Here is a 19,192-nt window from a genome sequence, read left to right on the forward strand (position 1 = left end):
CCGCCCGGCGAACCGACGGACCGAAAGCGGTACCGCCGCCCAATTCCCACACTTCATCCCTGACATCACACCCCCGCGAGCCGTGCCCCGTTTGGCTCTTGAGACCGACCGGGGCGGTTGCGTAGTCTCAACAATGGGCCACGGGCAACTTGCGCCCCGCGCCCGCCGACCCGGTTGACAACCTCTCTGATGACCAAACAGCGAACGCGCGGCCCAAGCGGGGCCGCTCCGGTAGCATCGCACGGCACCGCAAACGGACCGGTCGCACACGCCCCCTTCGGACCGTGGCCGGTGCTGATCCTGTTGGGGGCGCTGTGCGCCGCGGACGACTCGGGCCGGCTCCCCCCGGGGGTGTGGGCCGCCGGGGGGCTCGCCATCGGCGCGGCCGCGGGCCTCGGGTTCGTGCGGCTCCGGCGGCACGAACCCGAGGCCCGCGCGACGGCGTACCTCCGACGGGCGATGGACGCGGTGGCAGACGCGGTGTTCGTCCTGGACCACCGGGAGCGGGTGCTCTTCGCGAACGCAGAGGCGGCCGCGCTCGCGGGGCCGCCCGCGGCCGAACTGGTCGGTCGTGAGGCGAACGCGTGCCTGCCCGCCGGGCTCGCGGACTGGCTCCGTCGGCGCGGCCCCGCGGGCCAGTCGGTCGAGGTGCCGGGGAGCGAGGGGCGGGTTTACGCCGCGCGCCGGGTCACCTGGTCCGCCGCTTCCGGGCCGCCGGGGGCGGTCGTGGTCGTGCGGGACCTCACCGACCAGAAGCGCGCGCAACAAGCGGCCGACCGGACCACGGCGTACCTGCGCGCCGCGCTGGACCGCCTCGCCGACGGAGTCGTGGTGTCGGACGCCGCCGGGAACCTGCTGGACCTGAACCCGGCCGCGGTGCGGATGCACGGGTACGAGCGGGTCGAACAGGCACGGCGGAACCTCGCCGCGCTCCGGGACACGTTCGTCCTGGCGCCGGTCGGCGGCCCGCCGCTGCGGTTCGACGAATGGCCCCTCTCCCGGCTGCTGCGCGGCGAGGACGTGGGCGTGTGCGAACTGACGGTGCGGCGCACGGACGTGCCGGTCGAGCGGGTGGTACAGTACAGCGGGACCCGCGTGCCCGGCCCCGCGGGCGGCACGGAGCTGGTGGTGGTCACGAGCCACGACGTGACCGACCGGCGCCGCGCCGAGGACGAGTTGCGGGCCAGCGAGCAGCGGTTCCGGGCGTTCGCCGACCACGCCGCCGACGCGTTCTTCCTCCACGACGACCGCGGCACGGTGCTGGACGTCAACCGCCAGGCGCTCGCGTCCCTCGGGTGCGAGCGGGCCGAGCTGGTCGGCCTCTCCCCGCTCGCGTTCGACCCGGACCTCACGCCGCAGCAGCTCGCGAACAACTCCGAGCGGTTAAACGCCGGGGAGACGATCGCGTGCGAGACCCGGCACCGGCACACGTCCGGCCGGGTCTTCCCCGTCGAGCTGCGGATCCGCCCGTTCACCGCCGGCGGGCGGCGCCTCGCCGTCACCCTCGCCCGGGACGTCACCGCGCAGGTCGCGGCCCGGGCGGCGCTGCGGGCGAGCGAGGAGAGTTACCGGCTGCTGTTCGAGTGCAACCCGCTACCGATGTGGGTGTACCACACGGAAACGCTGGCGTTCCTGGCGGTCAACCCGGCGGCGGTGGCGAAGTACGGGTACACGGCGGACGAGTTCCTGGCGATGACCCTTCGGGACATCCGCCCCGCCGAGGACGCGGCGCGGCTGCCGGGCGCGGTCGCCGCGGCGGGCGGGAAGCTGTCCGACTCGGGCGTGTGGCGCCACCGACTCAAGAGCGGGGACCTGATCCAGGCCCGCATCTACTCCCACCCGCTCGAGTTCCGCGGCCGGCCCGCGCGCCTGGTCATGGCGCAGGACGTGACCGCGCAGCTCGCGGCGGAGCACGCGCTGCGGGAGAGCGAGGAGCAACTGCGGCGCACGCTGGAAGCATCGGCGACGGGGCTCTGGAGCTGGGACCTGACCGGCGGCACGATCGCGTGGCAATCGGACCAGGTCCCCGCGTCGTTCCACCCGGGCGGGGCGTTCGACGGCACCGCACACGGGGTGGACCGGGTGCTCCACCCCGAGGACCGCGAGCGGGTGTGGGCGGCGGCCCGCCGGGCGGTCGCGGCCCGCGACCTGTTCGAGTGCGAGTTCCGGGTGGTGTTCCCGAACGGGGGCGGGCGCTGGGTCGCGGCCCGGGGCCGCGCCGCGTACGCCGACGACGGGCGGCCGGTGCGGATGCTCGGCACCATCACCGACGTGACCGCGCGCAAGACCGCCGAGCTGGAGCTGCAGCGGACGCGGGCGGTCCTCCAGAAGCTGGTCGATCACAGCCCGGCGCTGATCTTCATGACCGGGGCGGACGGGCGGTACCTGCTGTTCAACCCGCGGTGCGAGGCGGCGCTCGGGGTGCGGGCCGCGGACGTGCTCGGGCGGACGCCGGCCGAAGCGTTCCCGGCCCCGCTCGCGCGCAAAATCGCCGAGCGGGACGGCCACGCCCTCAGCACCGGTGTGCCCCAGGTCTCGGAAGAAACGGTACGCACCCCCGACGGGCCGACCCATTTCTCGACCGTCCGGTTCCCCGTCTCCGGCCCCGACGGGCGCGTCATCGCCCTCGGCGGGGTCGCGATCGACATCACCGCCCGGCGGCGCGCCGAGGACGACCTGCGCGCCCGCGAGGAGCTGTTCCGGCTCCTCGCCGACGAGTCCCCGCACATCATCTGGGTGAGCGACCGCGACGGGCGCCCCGAGTACACCAACGCCCGGTGGCGGGAGTACTCCGGCCGCACGGCCGACCAGGCGCGCGAGCAGGGCTGGGCGGGGGCCGTCCACCCGGACGACCGAGAACACTACCGGCGGTCCTGGCGCGAGGCGCGGGCGCGGGGGGGGGAGCACGAGGCGCAGGTGCGGCTGAAACGGGCCGACGGGGTGTACCGCTGGTTCCTCGCGCGCGCCAAGCCCGTGGGCGGGCCGGGCGGAACCCGCCGCTGGTTCGGCGCCGCCACCGACATCGAAGAGCAGAAGCAGCGCGAGGCCTCGCTGCTCCGGGCCGACGTCCAAAAGGACGCGTTCCTGGCGACCCTGGCGCACGAGCTGCGGAACCCGCTGGCCCCGATCGCCGACGTGGCCCACCTCCTGGGCTCCGGCGGGCTCGACGACGGGCGGCTGCGGGAGGCCGGTGCGCTGCTCGCGGGGCAGGTCCGGTTGCTCACCCGGCTGGTCGACGACCTGACGGACCTGAGCCGCGTGCGGCGCGGCGCGGTCGAACTGCGGTGCGAGCCGGTCGCGCTCGCGGACGTGATCCGAACGGCGGTCGAGACCAGCGCCCCGCACATCCGCGCCGCGGGGCACCGACTGTCGCTCGAGCGCCGCTCGGAGCCGGTGATCGTGCGCGGGGACGCGGTCAGGCTGGCGCAGGTCGTCTCGAACCTCCTGACGAACGCCGCCAAGTACACCCCGCCCGGCGGAAACGTCTGGCTCGCGCTGGACCGGGACGGAACGGAGGCGGTGGTCCGGGTGCGCGACGACGGCGCCGGCATCGACCCGGCACTGCTGCCCCGCGTGTTCGACATGTTCGTCCAGGAGCGGCGCCTCCAGGAACAGGCCCCCGGCGGCCTGGGCGTCGGGCTGACCCTGGCGCAACAAATCGTCGAGCTGCACGGGGGGGCGATCGACGCGCGCAGCGCGGGGCCGGGCCGGGGGGCCGAGTTCGTGATCCGGCTCCCGCTCGCCGCGACGAACGAGCCGCCCCCGCCCGGCCCGCAGCCGGCGCCCGCCGGACCGCTCCGGGTGCTCGTCGTGGACGACAACGAGGCCGTCGCGCAGAGCTTCTCGTGGGTCCTGTCGGGGTGCGGGCACACCGTTGCGGTGGCGCACGACGGCCCGCGCGCGCTCGCGTTGGTGCGCGAGTTCCGCCCCGACGCGGTGCTCCTCGACCTCGGGCTACCGGGGACGAACGGCTGCGGGGTGGCGCAGGCGATCCGGGAACTGCCGGAGGGGGTCGGGGCGCTGCTCGTGGCCGTCACCGGGTGGGGAACGGAGGACGACCGCCGGCAGACGCGCGGGGCCGGCTTCGACCACCACCTCACGAAGCCGGTGAACCATCAGGAGCTGACAGCACTCCTGGCAACCGTCTCACGGCAGCACGGCCAAGCGGCAACAGTTCGGAACACGTCCGGGTAAATGGGCGACCGTCTTGATCGCCGCCACAGCGAGGCCGGTGCAACACAAATGACGTTCACCCGCCCCGCACCGAGCCCAGCGACGTGAATACAAGCGGCAACCGCTGCTGCCTTCAAGACGCCGGGCGGGTCGTGGTCGAACCGCCGATATCAGCCCTTCCAGTTGCTCACATCATTGGGGTTGCGGAATCGACTTCAACTCGTTTCCGGCTGCCATCGGACCGCCCCTCGCCGACATCCCGATCACCCACGCCGACAAGCGGGCGCCTCGTGAACCTTCAGGACTGCGAGTCAAAAGTCGTCAAGTCAGCAAGTCGTACAGTCACAAACCATCATTATCACTGGATTTGTGACTGTACGACTTTCGACGATCGGACTTTTGACCCGAAGCTCTTCAGCTCCAGACATTTGAGTCGTATCGCCACTGGCCGGTAGGGTCCACAACCGGTGAGCAATCGGAACTTCCGCGCACCACCTCTTCACTACGGCAGGGGTACGTCTTTGAACTCGAACGGTACGGTCACATCGGCGAGTGGCGCGGGCGTTTCGTACACGAGCGCCCACCCTTTCCCGGTCGGGTTAGCGAACCCCGCCTTCGCGTTCTCGTCGAACCGATGGATGACGCGCAGCGGGCTCGTCTGTTCCGGCTGCGGAATCTCGTACTCGTCGATCGTTACGAAGTTCCCGTCCGGCGAGCGGAGCCGCAGCCGGTTGTCGCGGAGCCACGGTTGCCCCTCGAAGCTCTGAAACACCGGCTGCCCGGACGGGTAACCGAGTTCCAGCACGACCTCCCATGTGTTGCCTTTCTTTTGAAGCTTTTTTAGCGCGCCCGTCACGCCTCCCAACGTTTGCGGCGGCGGCAGCGCTCCACCGGGCGCCTCGAACTTAAACTCCAGCAGCCGGTCGGCGACGGTCGCGTGAAACGCCCCCGCGAGCGCGGTCAGACGCTGGGCCGTCCGCGGGACGCCCTCGATCTGCACTTTCATCTCGGCGGTCGCGCCGGACGGAAGCACCTGGGCCGACCCGCCCGTGTCCCGGAGTTTCGACCCCCGGTCGTCGGTCACCTTGCTGACCCGCGGCGTGGTGTCGATCCGGTACACCTTCAGTCGCGGCTCCCAATGGGCCAGCAAGGCGACCTCGTGGAACGTGGCGCCCGCGTCGAGCAGCGCGCGGCCGGTGACCCCCTTCGCGACCACCCGGAACGGACCGCTCGTAGCGGCGATCTCTTTCGAGTCGCCGCGCGGGAGCAGTTCCACCCGCGCCCCGCTCTCGCGCACCACGATCCGTGCGCCCGACGTGTCGGCGCTCTGCTGCAACGCGGACCAGAACGGCGCCTTGTCGAACGCGGCCCCGCACTTGGCGTTGACAAGCAACGGCGGTACCGCGATCGGCACCCCGGACTGCTTCGACAACTCCGCGACGACCTCTCCCAGCGGCGCGCCGGCCTTGGCGAACGTCACGGCGGTCGGGGCCGGAACCGGCGGCTTCGACGGTTCCGCCGCGGCCAGCGCCATGAGGGTGCCGAGAGTGAGGGGTATAATGGGCAGCAAGCGCATGCGTGGCTCCCGGTCTCGGGCGGCGTCCGGTCGTATAGACGACGCGGAAGGACCCACCTATCCTAACCTTGCTAGAAGAGCCGAGCCACTCGCGGTTCCTGCCCTGCCATCCGCCCGCTCACGAGGACGTTGTCGATGCTCGTCACCCCCGACGTGTTGGCACACACCAGCGCTCGACTCCCCGACGACGTGGACCCGCAGGAAACGACCGAATGGCTCGACGCGATGGAGGCCGTACTCAAGCACGGCGGTCCGGAGCGGGCGAAGTTCCTGCTCGAGACGCTGATCGCCGCGACCGAGCGCGGCGGGGCAAAAATGCCCGGCGGGATCACGACGCCGTACGTCAACACCATTCCGGTCGAGTTGCAAGCCCCCTTCCCCGGTGACCGCGCGGTCGAGCGGAAGATCAAGAGCATCGTCCGCTGGAACGCGATGGCGATGGTGCTCAAGGCGAACAAGAACACGAACGTCGGCGGCCACATCTCCACCTTCGCGTCGGCGGCCACCCTGTACGAAATCGGCTTCAATCACTTCTTCCACGGGAAGTCCGCGGACCACCCCGGCGATGTGGTGTTCTTCCAGGGCCACGCCAGCCCGGGCATGTACTCGCGGGCCTTCGTCGAGGGCCGACTCGACGAGATCAAGCTCACGAACTTCCGCCAGGAGCTCCAGCCGGGCGGCGGGATCTCGAGTTACCCGCACCCGTGGCTGATGCCGGACTTCTGGCAGTACCCGACGGTGTCGATGGGCCTCGGCCCGATCATGAGCATTTACCACGCGCGGTACAACCGGTACCTGCACGACCGGAGCCTGGCCCAAACGGACAAGGCCCGCGTCTGGGCGTTCCTCGGCGACGGCGAGTGCGACGAGCCGGAATCGCTCGGCGCGATCAGCCTCGCGGGCCGCGAGAAGCTCGACAACCTCACCTGGGTCATCAACTGCAACTTGCAGCGGCTCGACGGCCCGGTGCGCGGCAACTCGAAGATCATCCAGGAGCTCGAAGGGATCTTCCGCGGCGCCGGGTGGAACGTCATCAAGGTGGTCTGGGGGACCGACTGGGACGAGCTACTCAGAAACGACCACACCGGGGCGCTGTCGCGCCGCATGATGGAGGTGGTGGACGGCGAGTACTGCAATTACGTCGGCCGCGACATGCGGACGGCCGACGAGGTGAAGGCCGGGAAGCTGATCAGCGAGGAGGAGGACGCCGAGCGCCGCGGCCAGTACATCCGCGACACGTTCTTCAACACGCCGGAGCTGAAGGCGCTGGTCGAGCACCTCTCGAACAAGCAGGTCGCGGCCCTCAAGCGCGGCGGGCACGACCCGCTGAAGGTGTACGCGGCGTACAAGACCGCGACCGAACACAAGGGGCAGCCGACCGTCATCCTCGTGAAGACGGTGAAGGGCTACGGCATCCCCGGCGACGGCGGCCAGGGCAAGTTCACCACGCACCAGCTCAAGAAGCTGGCGGTGCAGATCGAGGCCGTGCCCGACATGAAGCCGGAGGAGAAGGCGAAGCGCCAGATGCTCGCCGCGCTCCGCCAGTTCCGCGAGCGGTTCGAGCTGCCGGCCATTTCCGACGAGGAGCTGGAACACATCCCGTTCTACCGGCCGTCGGCCGACAGCCCCGAGGCCAAGTACGTCCGGGCGCGCCGCGCCGCGCTCGGCGGGCCGCAGCCGTTCCGCAACAACCAGTTCGTGCCGTGCCGCCCCCCGGAGCGCAAGGGGTTCGAGCGGCTGTACGCGGCCACGATCGCGGGCAAGGGCCAGTCCACGACGCTCGCGTGGGTCAACCTCATGACCCAGCTCTGCCGCGACCCGAACGTCGGCCAGCTCCTCGTGCCGATCGTGCCCGACGAGGGCCAGACGTTCGGCATGCCGCCGATGTACAAGGCGTTCGGCATGTACTCCAGCGTCGGGCAGCTCTACACGCCGGTCGACAAGGGCTCGCTGTCGGAGTACCGGGAGTCGAAGACCGGCCAGATCCTCCAGGAGGGGATCAACGAGGCGGGCAGCATGGCGAGTTGGATCGCGGCCGGCACCGCGTACAGCACGCACGGCGTCAACACGATCCCGTTCTACATCTACTACTCGATGTTCGGGTTCCAGCGGATCGGCGACCTCGCCTGGGCCGCCGCCGACGCCCGCTGCCGCGGGTTCCTGATGGGCGCCACCGCCGGCCGCACCACCATCAACGGCGAGGGGCTCCAGCACGAGGACGGCCACAGCCACCTCGTCGCCATGACCATCCCCACGTGCCGCACCTACGACCCCGCGTTCGCCTACGAGCTCGCGGTGATCGTCGAGGAGGGCATCAACGCGATGTACGTGCGGGGCGAGGAGTGCTTCTACTACCTCACCATTTACAACGAAAGCTACGACATGCCCGCGATGCCGAACGAAGACGTTCGCGCGGGCATCATCAAAGGCCTGTACCCGGTGAAGACGGTGCGGCCCGAGGGCGCAAAGCTCGAGGTGCAACTGCTCGGCAGCGGTGTGATCCTGAACGAGGCGCTGCGGGCGCAAGGCATCCTCGCCGAGAAGTACGGCGTCGCCAGTACCGTGTACAGCGCGACCAGCTACCAGATGCTCCGCAAGGACGCGATCGAGTGCGAGCGCCACAACCGGCTGCACCCGGACGCGCCGAAGAAAACGCCCTACGTCTCCCAGGTGCTGGGCAACACCAAGGGGCCGATCGTCGCCACCAGCGACTACATGCGGGCGCTGCCCGAGACCGTGGCACCGTACCTCAACGGCCGGCTGCTCGCGCTGGGCACCGACGGCTTCGGCCGCTCGGAAACCCGCAAGGCGCTCCGTCGGTTCTTTGAAGTGGACGCCGAGAACGTGGCGGTCGCGGCGCTCTACTCGCTGTTCCAACAAGGGCAACTCGACCCCGGCACCGTCAAAAAGGCGGTCGCGGAACTGGGCCTGAACCCGGGCGCACCGCACCCGTGGACGGTCTGATACACATACCCGGTAATATTGCCGCTTTCTTGACGAGCCGCGACCGCCAGGGAGCGGTGCCACGTATCCCGCTCCCTGGCGGTCGCGGCTCGTCAAGAAAGCGGCACCCGTTGCGGGTTCATGTATGAGGACCGGCTCACACGTTGCCAACCCGAAGGTCGTAAAGCCGCACAACAATCTCCGGCTTTACGACCTTCGACTTTCGAACCTTCGACAGCACGCGAAGCAAGCATAAAGAGCCACACATGGACTTTCATCTGCCGAACCTGGGCGAGGGCATTGAGGGCGGAACCATCACCTCCGTGCTGGTGAAGCCCGGCGACACGGTCACCACCGGTCAGCCGGTGATGTCCGTCGAGACCGATAAGGCGTCGATGGAAGTCAATGCCGAGTCCGACGGCACCGTGGACGCTGTGCTGGTGAAGCCCGGCGACAAGGTGAGCATCGGCGCCCCACTCCTGAAACTCGGCGGCGGCCAAAAGGCCGAACCGAAGGCGGAAGCGAAACCGGCCGCGAAAGCCGCGGCCGAGGCGAAACCCGAGCCGCCCCCAAAGGCCGCTCCGGCGCCCGCTCCGTCGAGCGGCGCGGCGACCGCGTTCGCGCTCCCCGCGCTCGGCGAGGGCATTGAGGGCGGGACCATCACCGCGGTGTTCGTCAAAGCCGGCGACGCTGTGAAAGCCGGCCAGAACGTTGTCGCGATCGAAACCGACAAGGCCGCGATGGAAGTGGCCGCCGAAGCCGACGGCACCGTCGAGGCGGTCCACGTCAAGCCCGGCGACAAGGTGAGCATCGGCGGCCCGCTGCTAACGCTCAACGGCGGGGCTGCACCTCAACCGCAGCCGAAGGCGTCCGCCCCAACTCCCCAGCCGCCCGCGACGAAACAACCCGCCACTGAACAGGCAAAGCCCCAACCGCAGCCGACGCATGCGGCGTCCGCCAACGGGAGCAACGGCGCCACAAAGGCGATTATTCCAGCCGGCCCGGCTACGCGTAAACTGGCCCGCGAGCTGGGCGTCGCGCTCGCCGAGGTCAAGGGCACGGCCCGCGGCGGCCGCGTCACCCTGGACGACCTCAAGGGCTTCGTGAAGGGCGAGCGCACCCGCGCCAAGGAGAGCGGCAGCGCGGGCGGGGCGCTCGCGGCCGACGCGGTCGTCGTTAACAAGTACGCGCTCCCGCCGCTGCCCGACTTCTCGAAGTACGGCGCGGTCGAGGTCGCCGACGTTGCGACCATCCGCCAGACGATCGCGAAGAACCTCACCGCCGGCTGGCGCACCATGCCGATGGTGACCCAGCACGAGCTGGCCGACATCACGGACCTCGAAGCGGGCCGCAAGCGGTTCGTGGACCAGCTCCCGAAGGGCGCCTCCAAGATCACGATGACGGTGCTCGCCATCAAGGCGTGCGTCGCGGCGCTCAAGGAGTTCCCGCGGTTCAACAGCTCCTACGACATGAACGCCGGGAAGCTGATCCTCAAGAAGTACTTCCACATCGGCATCGCGGTCGATACCGAGCGCGGGCTGGTGGTGCCAGTGATCCGCGACGCCGACAAGAAGAGCATCCGCGACCTCGCCGCGGAGGTCTCTGCCCTCGCGGTCAAGGCGCGTGACAACAAGCTGAGCATCGACGAGATGCGCGGCGGCACGTTCACCATCACCAACCTCGGCGGGATCGGCGGGACCGCGTTCACCCCGATCGTAAACTACCCGGAGGTGGCCATTCTCGGGCTGTCGAAGTCGGCGATGCAGCCGATCGTAAAGGACGGCCAGATCGTCGCCCGGCTGATGATGCCGCTGAGCCTGACCTACGACCACCGGGTCATCGACGGCGCCGACGGGTGCCGGTTCACGGTGCGGCTCGCGCAACTCTTCAGCGACCCACTGCGGCTCCTCATGGAAACGTGAGCCCGAAGCAGGCAGTCGTGATCGCGCGGGAGCGGCACACCATCCGCTCCCGCGCGGCCGCGGCTCATTGCCAAACGTTACAAACGTTCCCGGCCGCGGAGCCAGAGGCGCGAGCCCCGAAACCCGATCACACACCGCGAACAAGATCGCGGCCCGCGCGCCACCACAACCCGGCGGCGGCTAAAACACAGACGGCCGCGGCGGCCAACAGCCAGCGAAACAAATCCTCCTGAGAGATCGCCAGTTCGCTCCGCGCGGCGTTCCACACCGCCGCCGGCCAGCCCGCCGCCAACAGGGCCACCGGCAGCAGCAGCCGGAACGCCCGCACGTCCGCCACACAGCGAACCGTCAGCCACGCTCCGAGTGCGATAACGAACGCGATCCCGGATGCGGACAGTACCGCCGCCGCTACCCCCACCCGCACGCCCTGTTCGGCGATGAACGCCATCCCCACGGCGGTCACCGCGACCGCCACGAACCCGCTCCCGCGTTCCGCGTGCGCCTGAACCTTCGACCGCAGCACGGCCCGCCGGTCGAGCGGGGCGGCGAGGAGCGAATCGAGTGTGGCACGGAACCGCTCCCCCGCCACCGCCCCGCTCACCCCGACCGCCACCGGGAGGAGGTAGCGCCCGGCCGCCAGAACTCCGGCGGCCATCAGCAGCCACCCGCCCTCAACGGCCGACAGAGTCCGAGACCGGGACGCGTCGCCCGCGTTGAGACCACGCACCAACCGATCGACCTGGGCCCAGGTGCCCCACAACAGGCACAGCAGCGCGAGCACGGCCGCGAGCCCCCTCAGCACCTTTGACGCCAGCGGCAAGGTCCACGCCGGGCGCCAGCCCACGCACCGCTCTTTCCACAGCACCGGATCGGCCGGATCGAGCGGCGGGAGGTCCGGCGGCACCTCGTCTTCGGGCCGGATGAGGGGCGGTTCCGCCGGCCGTGGCGGCGGCGGGTACGTGGTCACCGGTGGCGGGCCGGCCGTCGCCTCGCGGAGCCGCAGCGCCCCCGCCGCCCGGGCCAGCAGCGCGAACCCGATCAGCACCTGAAGCAGCGGGTAACCCACCGCGAGTACCAAGAAATCGGTGTCGGAAAGTCGGAACCGGGAAGCCAGCACCAGTACGCCGAACGGCGTCGCTAACAGACACGGCGGCACGAAGGCGCCGCACACCAGTACCACGGCCCGCCCGTAAGCGCCGACGACCGCGGACCGCAAGTCGGGCGCGCGGCACGCGGCCCCGACGCCGATCGCACCGCACAGCACCACGGTCCCAACGGTCAGAGCGTAGCCCGCGCCCAGCAGCCGCACATCAATGCCACCGAACAGGACCGTGATCATGAGCACCGGCACCCCCGCCAGCACCGCCGCCAGCACGAACGCGATGCGCCCGGCCGCCTTGCCGAACACGATCTCCCGGTCGCTCATCAGCGTGATGAGCAACAGGGGGAGCGTTTGCCGGTCCTTCTCCTCGGCGACCGCCGAAGCGGCCAGCGCCGGCGTCACCGCGACCACGGCGATCAGTTGCGCTTCGAGGGTGAGCAGTGCGAACGTGCTCGCGAACTCCGCGCACTCGCGCAACGAGAGCGGGGGCAAGCGGGACAGGAAAATGAGGCGCAGGGGCAACGGGGAGAACGAGTAAGCCGTCAGCCCGAGGAACGTGAGGAACAGGGCGTAGAGGAGCACCAACCGGACGCGCATGGCCTGGCCGCGCCGGGCCAGCCGGCGCAACTCCCACACGGCCAACGTGCCGACCGAGGCGAACGGCCACACGCTACTGGTCCTGGAGCCCGAGTGCGACCCCGGCGCGGCCGAACGGGCCGACCGCCGTGGGCCACGCGCTCACCGCCTTCACCTCGGCGCCCTGGTTGTGCGAGAGCCGGGTGTTGTGCCGGGCCGCCCACAGCCGCCCCCAAACGTGACCGGCCCGGAGGTCCTTCGGCATCTTCTCGGCGGCGGGCAGTTCGGCCCAACTGTCGTCGGCCCGCTCCTTCGACGCGCCGGACCGGAACGCCGCCGCAGACCCTTGCGCCCACGCCTGGAGCCCGTCGTCGCCGATCAGCTTCGCCAGCTCCTTGGCCTGATCGTGCCGCCCCTTCTCAGCCGCAATCTGCGTCAAACGGAGGACCGAGTAGCCAAACGCCTTGTTGGACCGGTTCGCGGCGATCAACCCGAGCGCGGCGTCGAGGGCCGGAGCGGGATCGGCGGACCAGTCCGCACAGAGCACCAGCGCCCGCACCTGGCCTTCGGGGGTGCCGCGGCGCTGGGCCAGTTTCAGCGCCTCGTCGGGCTGGCCGTCGAGCAGGTACTTGCCGGCGTAGGCGAGTCGGGAGGCGTCGGACACCGGGTCGGTCGCCGGCGGCTGGATGAACTGCCGGGGCTTGTCGCCGTCGAGCGCCAGGAACAGCGTCTGGGCGCTCGACGGCGTCGGTGTCCCCTGCATCAGAGCCGGTCCGCGGCCCTTCAGTTCGTCCATCACCTTCCGCACGAGCGGCGAGCCCTTGTCGAGCCGGTACAATTCAAGCGCGATGAGCGCCCGCCCTTCATCCTGTTCGAAGGGGGCGAACAGCGTCAGCGGGATGAGGTCCACCGCCAGCGCGGCCTGTCCCCGTTGCGCGAGGCCGCGGGCGAGCCGTCGGGCGAGGTGGTTCTTGAAATCGAACTCGGCTCCCTGCAACAGCGCGAGCGTGAGGCGCAGCTCCTCATGAACCGTGTAGACCCGTTCGTTGAGCCGCGGCCGGATGGTGGATTCCGGCGTCCACCGGATGCGGAGCTGGTCGCGGATCTGCTGTTCTTCGCCGGCGAGTAGCAGCGTTGCAGCGGCGAGTTCCGCGGCCACCGCGTACCGAACGGGGGATGGCGGGGCTTTGCGGACCGCGTCGCGCGCCTTCGCGAAGTGTTCGATCGCCTCTTGCAGCTTTTTCGGGTCGTTGTGCCGCACGGCGTGCTCGCCGGCCGCGATCGAGAGCACCGCGCCGAGCAGTTGAACTTCGGCCGGTGCCTCGTTCGCCGGGAGCGAGCCGACCGTCTGGCCGAACTCCTCCAGGCTCTTCTGCATCAGCTTATCTTCCTGCGCTACGCCCCGGCTGCGGAACAGCGACACAACGCCGTACATGCTCCCGCCGACGAGCGCGAGGATCACGAACCCGAACACCGCCATCCGCTTGACCGACCGCGGCTCGTACTCGATGCCGTCCGCCCCGGCCTGTTTCAGCGAAACGCCGGTCACGATCTGGACATCGCCCATGTCCATCGCGTCCGCGGGCTTCTCGAACGCGGGCTTCGCGAGGCTCGGGCGTTTAGTGTGCTGCTGCCGCCAGTCCGTGAGCTGGTCCTGCGTGGGCTCGGGAATCTTGATCCGGTGGCGGCACTCGGGGCACAGCGCGTTCTTGCCGGCCCGGGCGAGCGGCTCGGTCCACTTGTGGTTACAGTGCTGGCACTCGACCGGGATCACTTGCTCGGCCGGATCGCTCTCGGCCTGTGCCTGCTCGTCGGCGAGGGCCGCGAGGGCCTTCGCCTCGGCCTCTGCGGCCTCCTCGGCCGACATCCGGGGCGGCCCCGCCGGAACGGTCACCGGCTGCGGGATGGTGATCTTGTTGCGACAGGTCTTGCAGGTCGCGGTCTTACCGGCCAGTTCGTCCTTGAGCCGGTAAGCGTGCTGGCAGTGCGGGCAGTTGAACTCGATCGCCATGTTCGTTGGTCCCGCAGCGGGGTCGAGAACGGCAGACTTGTTCTTCCATTATCCACCCGAACGCGGCAAGAGGCAATCGCCGACCGCGCCCGGAGTCTGCCTTGTGGGGAGCGAGGTGGCGGGGTATGCAACCTGCGGCTCTCGCAGGAGGAAACGGAGATGCGCCCCCGCGCGTTGGTACTGCTAGTCGTGGCCGTGGTGCTGGTTCTGGGAACCGGGTGCTGCCGATGTTTCCGCTGCTGTGTGCCCTGCGAGCCCTGTGGGTCGCGGCAACCGCCGCTGCCGCCGAGTTTGCCCCGCGAGGACCGAATTCCCCCCGCGGCGCTACCGGCGGCGTCACCGGACCGGCCGAACCCCACCGGCGCCTACGGCGGCAGCGAGTGACCGCCCCAACGGCTCCAAAAAGCGGGCCGCGCGCTCGAACTCGAGCGCGCGGCCCGCGTGTCCAACGACCGGCCGTTAACGGTCGCGGAGGCTCGGCAGGATAATCCCTCGCTTCTTGATCCCCTCTTTCATCTGCCACCAGCCAAACTTCACGAACGCGCTCTGGCGCTTCTCCTCCGACGTGAAAGCGTACTGCCCGAACCCGGCCGGTGTCGGTGTGAAGCTCTGGTGCGGGGCGGTCTCGAACCCGAAGTCCTTCATATTCAACCCGGCCTGGGTGATCGTGAACGCGAACGCCACGTCCCGCACCGTCACCGTGTGAATGTCAGCGGCCCCGCCGTTCTGGTTCCGCTGGAACCAAACTTGCGTCACCATGGTTTCGGCACCTACGGACACCAGCTTGTCCGGGTTCTCGCCCTTCTTGAACGCCTCCGGGTAGTCGCCGACCCGCACCTCGTTCCGCATGACCGCTTTCAGGAACGCGGCCTCCTCTTTTCCCCGTTGCTGCACCAGGAAGTTCAGCGCCTGCCCCTTCGCGTACCCCTGCACGTTGTCCTGAACGACGATGCGGCGGAGCAGCGGAAGCGTTTCGGGGAAGTTCCTCAGGTTCCCGTTGCCGAGTTGGTACACGAGCTGTGACAGGTCCAGCGGGTCGTTACGGGTGGCGAGCCAGCGGCCGGCGAGCACCTTGTACACGTCTGCGTGCGCCCCGGTCCCGTTGATCGCCGTTATCGAGGCGTTCTGGTTGAACAGCAGCACACCGCTCACCTGCTGCCACTGGATCGTCGTCTTGGGAATGGCTTCGTAGGGGATCACGGTCTCGGCGAGCAGCACCGCGGCGATGTCCGCGAGCGTGGGCTGCTTCGGCGGGGTCGTGCGGGTGCTGACGCGCCCGACGTTTCGCTGGATCATGTCACTGTAGAGCGTGTTCCGACGGTCCGATACCGCCCGCCCGCCCTCCACGGGGCCGCGGTCCATCGCCGCCAGCATGTCCAGGTTGTACGGCGACTTCAGGATCTCGACGTACAGCGCGCGTGCCCCCGCGGAGGCCCCCAGCGTGGCGCGGAACGTTTTCAGCCCCGGCAGGTTGTGCTCGAACTTGCTGTTTGTATCCGCGAGGAAGGTGTCGATCCGCGCCTGGAGGTCGTCCGCCTCGGATTTGGGCAACAGTCGCAGCGCCCGGGTTCGGATCTCGGGGTCGGTCTCGGTGCCCGCGGCCTCGACCAGCACCTGCCGCGCAAGGCGCCCCATTTTCGCGAGCGCGTTCTGGGCCTCCTCGCGGTCCCGGTAGTTCTCGCTCCCCAACCGGCGGACCAGTTCGCGCGCTTTGGACAGTTGTTCCGGGCCGACAGCCAGGTCCTTCGGGTCCGGGGACGCGCCGAGGACCGGAGCCGCGACCAGCGCCGCACACGCGAACAGAGCCGCACGAAGCCGAATCATGAGTTGCCCTCGCCGCACCAGGGGGCGCCCCGGTGGCGCGCCGCGCGTGACCTCATTAAAGATGGCCTATCCGGGGGGCCGCGCCAATCAGAAAAGCGGCCGCCTTGTGGCGCCCCGTTACAAAGACGATCGGGCCGCGGCGCCGCTAACTACTTCGCGGCCTTCAACGCTTGCTTGAGGCGCCACCACCCGTACTTCGTCGCGGCCTCTTTGCGGCTCTCCTCGGGAATGTGGAACCGGGTGTAGCTGGTCGACGCGGCCGCGCTCCCCTTGAGCCGGTCCTGAATGTGGTACGCTTCGACCTTCTGGCCGGTGAGTTGAACCGCCGCCACAAGGGCCAGATCCCCCACCGTGATGGTGTACCGCGTCACCACACCATTGACGCTGGTCGTCATTGTGGTGACGATCCCGTCGTCGCCGATCAGCCGCTCGAGCGTCGGCAGGTGCTCCTTCGACTGATACCGGCCGAGCGTCAACATCGCCTGTCCGCGGTACGAGCCGGGGGCGCCGGGCGCGCTCAAGAGCCGCACCGCCAGCCGTAACGCCGCCGGCTGGTTATGGCTGCTGTTCGCCAGGGTCATGGCCGCGTACATCTCGTACGCGTCGGTGCGCGTGTCGATCCAGGCCTCCAGCACGGCCCGCAGCGCGGCCGCCTTATCGTCCGTCCCCTGCGCGGCTTGTGCGATACCGGAGGCGGTCAGCACGCTGGTGAACAGCGTGTTCCGCACGTTCGCGCTCGGCCGGGTGAGCGAGTCCGCGAACAGGACCGCCGCGACTTCCATCTGACTCGGGATGCGGCTCGCGCCGCCGCCGCGTGGGAAGCGAGCGTAGTACAGTTCGTTCTTCATGCCCGCCACCAGCGGCCCGAGGTTTTCTCCGGTGCCGATCGCGGTGAGCAGCCGGCGCCCGCCGGGGGTCTTGAGGAACTCGACGAACATCTCGCGGGCCGCCTTGTCGGCCTGGGGCCGCGTGCTGAAGGTCCACCCGAACGCCGCCCACTCGCCGCGGACGGTCGAGCGGAGCCGGGTCCAACCGGGCAGGTCGTGCTCGTACCGGCCGTCGGCGTCGGCCAGAAACGTGTCGAGCCGGGCTTTCATCTCAATGGCGGTGGCCCGGGGAAGGAGTTGCCGGCACCGGGCGCGGATTTCGGGGTCCGGGTCGCTGTGCGCGCCCTCGTGCAGGGCGTTCCGGGCGAGCCGCCCCATCGCGTTCAAGTCGTGCTCGGCCTCCTCCCGCTCGGTAAACAGCTCGCTGCCGAGCTTCCGCACCAGATCGCGAGCCTTCGACAGATCCGTATCCGGGACCACGAGGTCTTTCGGGTTCGGAGACTGAGACGGGTTCGGCGACGGCGGGGCCGCGGCCAGTGTTGCGGCGCAGGCCAACAGTGGGGCGAGTGCAAAAGCGAAGCGCATGGCGTCCCTCGGCAGCGAGAGGCGGGACCGACCGGGTCGGCGCGTGCGGGTCGGTGCGCGAACCGGTAGACTCGGAATTGTATCGGAGTAACGGCCGCCGGTCGATTCGGACGACCATCAACGTTACAACACCGGTACGGGCCAATCTACCACAGACGAGCGCGCCGAGCCATGCCGGACCAAGCCCCCTTCGCCGAAGCCGAGGCCGCACTTCGGACGCACGCGCTCGGCTTTCCCGGGGCCACCGAAGAGTTCCCGTGGGGGCACCGGGGGATCAAAGTGCGGGGCAAAATATTCGTCACGATGGCAGCACTCGGTGACCAGTTCAGAACCAGCATGAAGCTGCCCGATTCCGGCATCTACGCGCTGACCCAGCGCTACGCGACACCGGCCGGCTACGGGCTCGGCCGGCACGGATGGGTAACATGCACGTTTCGGCCCGGCGACGAGGTGCCAACAGACCTGCTGGAAGAATGGATCGAGGAAAGCTACCGGGCGATCGCCCCTAAAAAGTTGATCCTGGCCCGGAATGCCCAACTTGGCGGTTCCGAGTCGCTGGTGGTGTCTATCACACCGACTTCAGCGCCCGAGCCGAAAGCGGCAAAACCGAAGCCACAAAGCAGGCGCGAAGGGAAACCTGTTTGAGATCGCGAAAACCGGTCCCGAAGCTGAACCACCGAATGGGAGCACCGGCTCGGCGCCGCGCACGAAGCGAGCACGCGGGCGACCGACGCGCCCGCAAACGGACTGAACGCGCGGCTGTTCGAACTGCGCGACCTGCGCTGAGCGCAGAAGCGATACAGGCACGGCGGTGTGGGGTGCGGACGGCACCGCGTGCCGCGTGCGTCAGCCACCCCCGCGCGGGGACGGGCGAGCGGTCGGCTTCTACACACCGCCCGCCGCCCGCTTCCTCTCCGGGTTGACTCGTCGCCCCCTTCGCGGTAAAGCCCGCCCCGAGCCGCAGGGAGAGCAGCAATGGGCGACCTGGCCGACTTCGTCAACGGCCCCAACGGGCTGAACTTCCAGAACCTGTCGCCGCCGGTCCAGACCGCCCTCATGCTGGGGCTGTCCGCCCTGCTCCCGGCGGCCCTGATGACCATGACGTGCTTCACGCGCGTCGTGATCGTTCTGTCGTTCGTGCGCCAGGGGTTGGGCGCGCAGAACGTGCCCCCCAACCTGGTCCTCACCGGGCTGGCGCTGTTCATCACCCTGTTCGTGATGCAGCCCACCTTCGCCGAGATCGACCAGAAGGCGTACCAGCCCTACCTCCAAAAGCAGATCACCGGCCCGCAGGCGTTCAAGACCGGCACGGACATCTACAAGCAGTTCATGCTGCGCCAGACCCGCAAGCAGGACCTCGCGCTGTTCCTGCACCTCTCGAAGCACACCGTGGAGAAGGCCGAGGACGCCCCGTTCCTGACGGTGGTGCCCGCGTTCCTGATCAGCGAGTTGAAGACCGCCTTCATCATGGGGTTCTGCATCTACCTGCCGTTCCTCATGGTGGACCTCGTGGTGTCGAGCGTGCTCACCTCAATGGGTATGGTCATGATGCCGCCCGTCACCATCTCGGCGCCGTTCAAGATCCTGCTGTTCGTCCTCGCCGACGGCTGGCACCTCGTGACCTACGCCATCGCGCTCAGCTACGGCTGACGC

The 19,192-nt window shown here is 69.4% G+C and carries 10 protein-coding genes; 5 read left to right on the forward strand and 5 right to left on the reverse strand.

Features of this window, described 5'->3' with window-relative positions; translation table 11 throughout:
- Positions 1-291 precede the first annotated feature (291 nt).
- Complete coding sequence (locus tag GobsT_RS23480) at positions 292-4,194, forward strand: hybrid sensor histidine kinase/response regulator (protein WP_162542139.1); 3,903 nt, start codon at positions 292-294, stop codon at positions 4,192-4,194.
- A gap of 481 nt (positions 4,195-4,675) precedes the next feature.
- Here GobsT_RS23480 and GobsT_RS23485 read toward each other — a convergent pair whose 3' ends face one another.
- Entirely contained in the window at positions 4,676-5,749 is a 1,074-nt protein-coding gene (locus GobsT_RS23485) for a hypothetical protein (RefSeq protein ID WP_010046361.1), read from the reverse strand.
- Between the two features lie 135 nt (positions 5,750-5,884).
- On the opposite strand from GobsT_RS23485, the gene aceE reads away from it, so the two are divergent.
- Positions 5,885-8,713, forward strand: a complete 2,829-nt coding sequence (aceE, locus tag GobsT_RS23490; RefSeq protein WP_010046358.1) for a pyruvate dehydrogenase (acetyl-transferring), homodimeric type — start codon at positions 5,885-5,887, stop codon at positions 8,711-8,713.
- Positions 8,714-8,958: 245 nt separating this feature from the next.
- On the forward strand, positions 8,959-10,614 hold the full coding sequence (locus GobsT_RS23495; RefSeq protein ID WP_010046355.1) for a 2-oxo acid dehydrogenase subunit E2: 1,656 nt from the start codon (positions 8,959-8,961) through the stop codon (positions 10,612-10,614).
- Positions 10,615-10,741: 127 nt separating this feature from the next.
- Here the strand turns inward: GobsT_RS23495 and GobsT_RS23500 are convergent, their stop codons facing one another.
- From GobsT_RS23500 to GobsT_RS23515, 4 genes are all read right to left on the reverse strand, one after another.
- Complete coding sequence (locus GobsT_RS23500; RefSeq protein WP_010046353.1) at positions 10,742-12,385, reverse strand: ABC transporter permease; 1,644 nt, start codon at positions 12,383-12,385, stop codon at positions 10,742-10,744.
- Between the two features lies 1 nt (position 12,386).
- Positions 12,387-14,303 (reverse strand): hypothetical protein, encoded by a 1,917-nt coding sequence (locus GobsT_RS23505; protein WP_010046351.1) that lies wholly within the window; start codon positions 14,301-14,303, stop codon positions 12,387-12,389.
- 459 nt (positions 14,304-14,762) lie between these two features.
- Positions 14,763-16,127, reverse strand: a complete 1,365-nt coding sequence (locus tag GobsT_RS23510; RefSeq protein WP_010048130.1) for a hypothetical protein — start codon at positions 16,125-16,127, stop codon at positions 14,763-14,765.
- 149 nt (positions 16,128-16,276) lie between these two features.
- Positions 16,277-17,539 (reverse strand): hypothetical protein, encoded by a 1,263-nt coding sequence (locus GobsT_RS23515; protein ID WP_010048128.1) that lies wholly within the window; start codon positions 17,537-17,539, stop codon positions 16,277-16,279.
- A gap of 171 nt (positions 17,540-17,710) precedes the next feature.
- Between GobsT_RS23515 and GobsT_RS23520 the strand changes: the two genes are divergently transcribed.
- Positions 17,711-18,184: an MmcQ/YjbR family DNA-binding protein gene (locus tag GobsT_RS23520; RefSeq protein WP_010048127.1), complete on the forward strand. Its 474-nt coding sequence runs from the start codon at positions 17,711-17,713 to the stop codon at positions 18,182-18,184.
- A 330-nt stretch (positions 18,185-18,514) separates the two neighbouring features.
- Positions 18,515-19,189 carry a flagellar type III secretion system pore protein FliP gene (gene fliP / locus GobsT_RS23525; RefSeq protein ID WP_010048126.1) on the forward strand — a complete coding sequence of 225 codons (675 nt, stop codon included), beginning with the start codon at positions 18,515-18,517 and terminating at the stop codon, positions 19,187-19,189.
- Positions 19,190-19,192 lie beyond the last annotated feature (3 nt).

The organism is Gemmata obscuriglobus, from assembly GCF_008065095.1.
Taxonomy (GTDB): domain Bacteria; phylum Planctomycetota; class Planctomycetia; order Gemmatales; family Gemmataceae; genus Gemmata; species Gemmata obscuriglobus.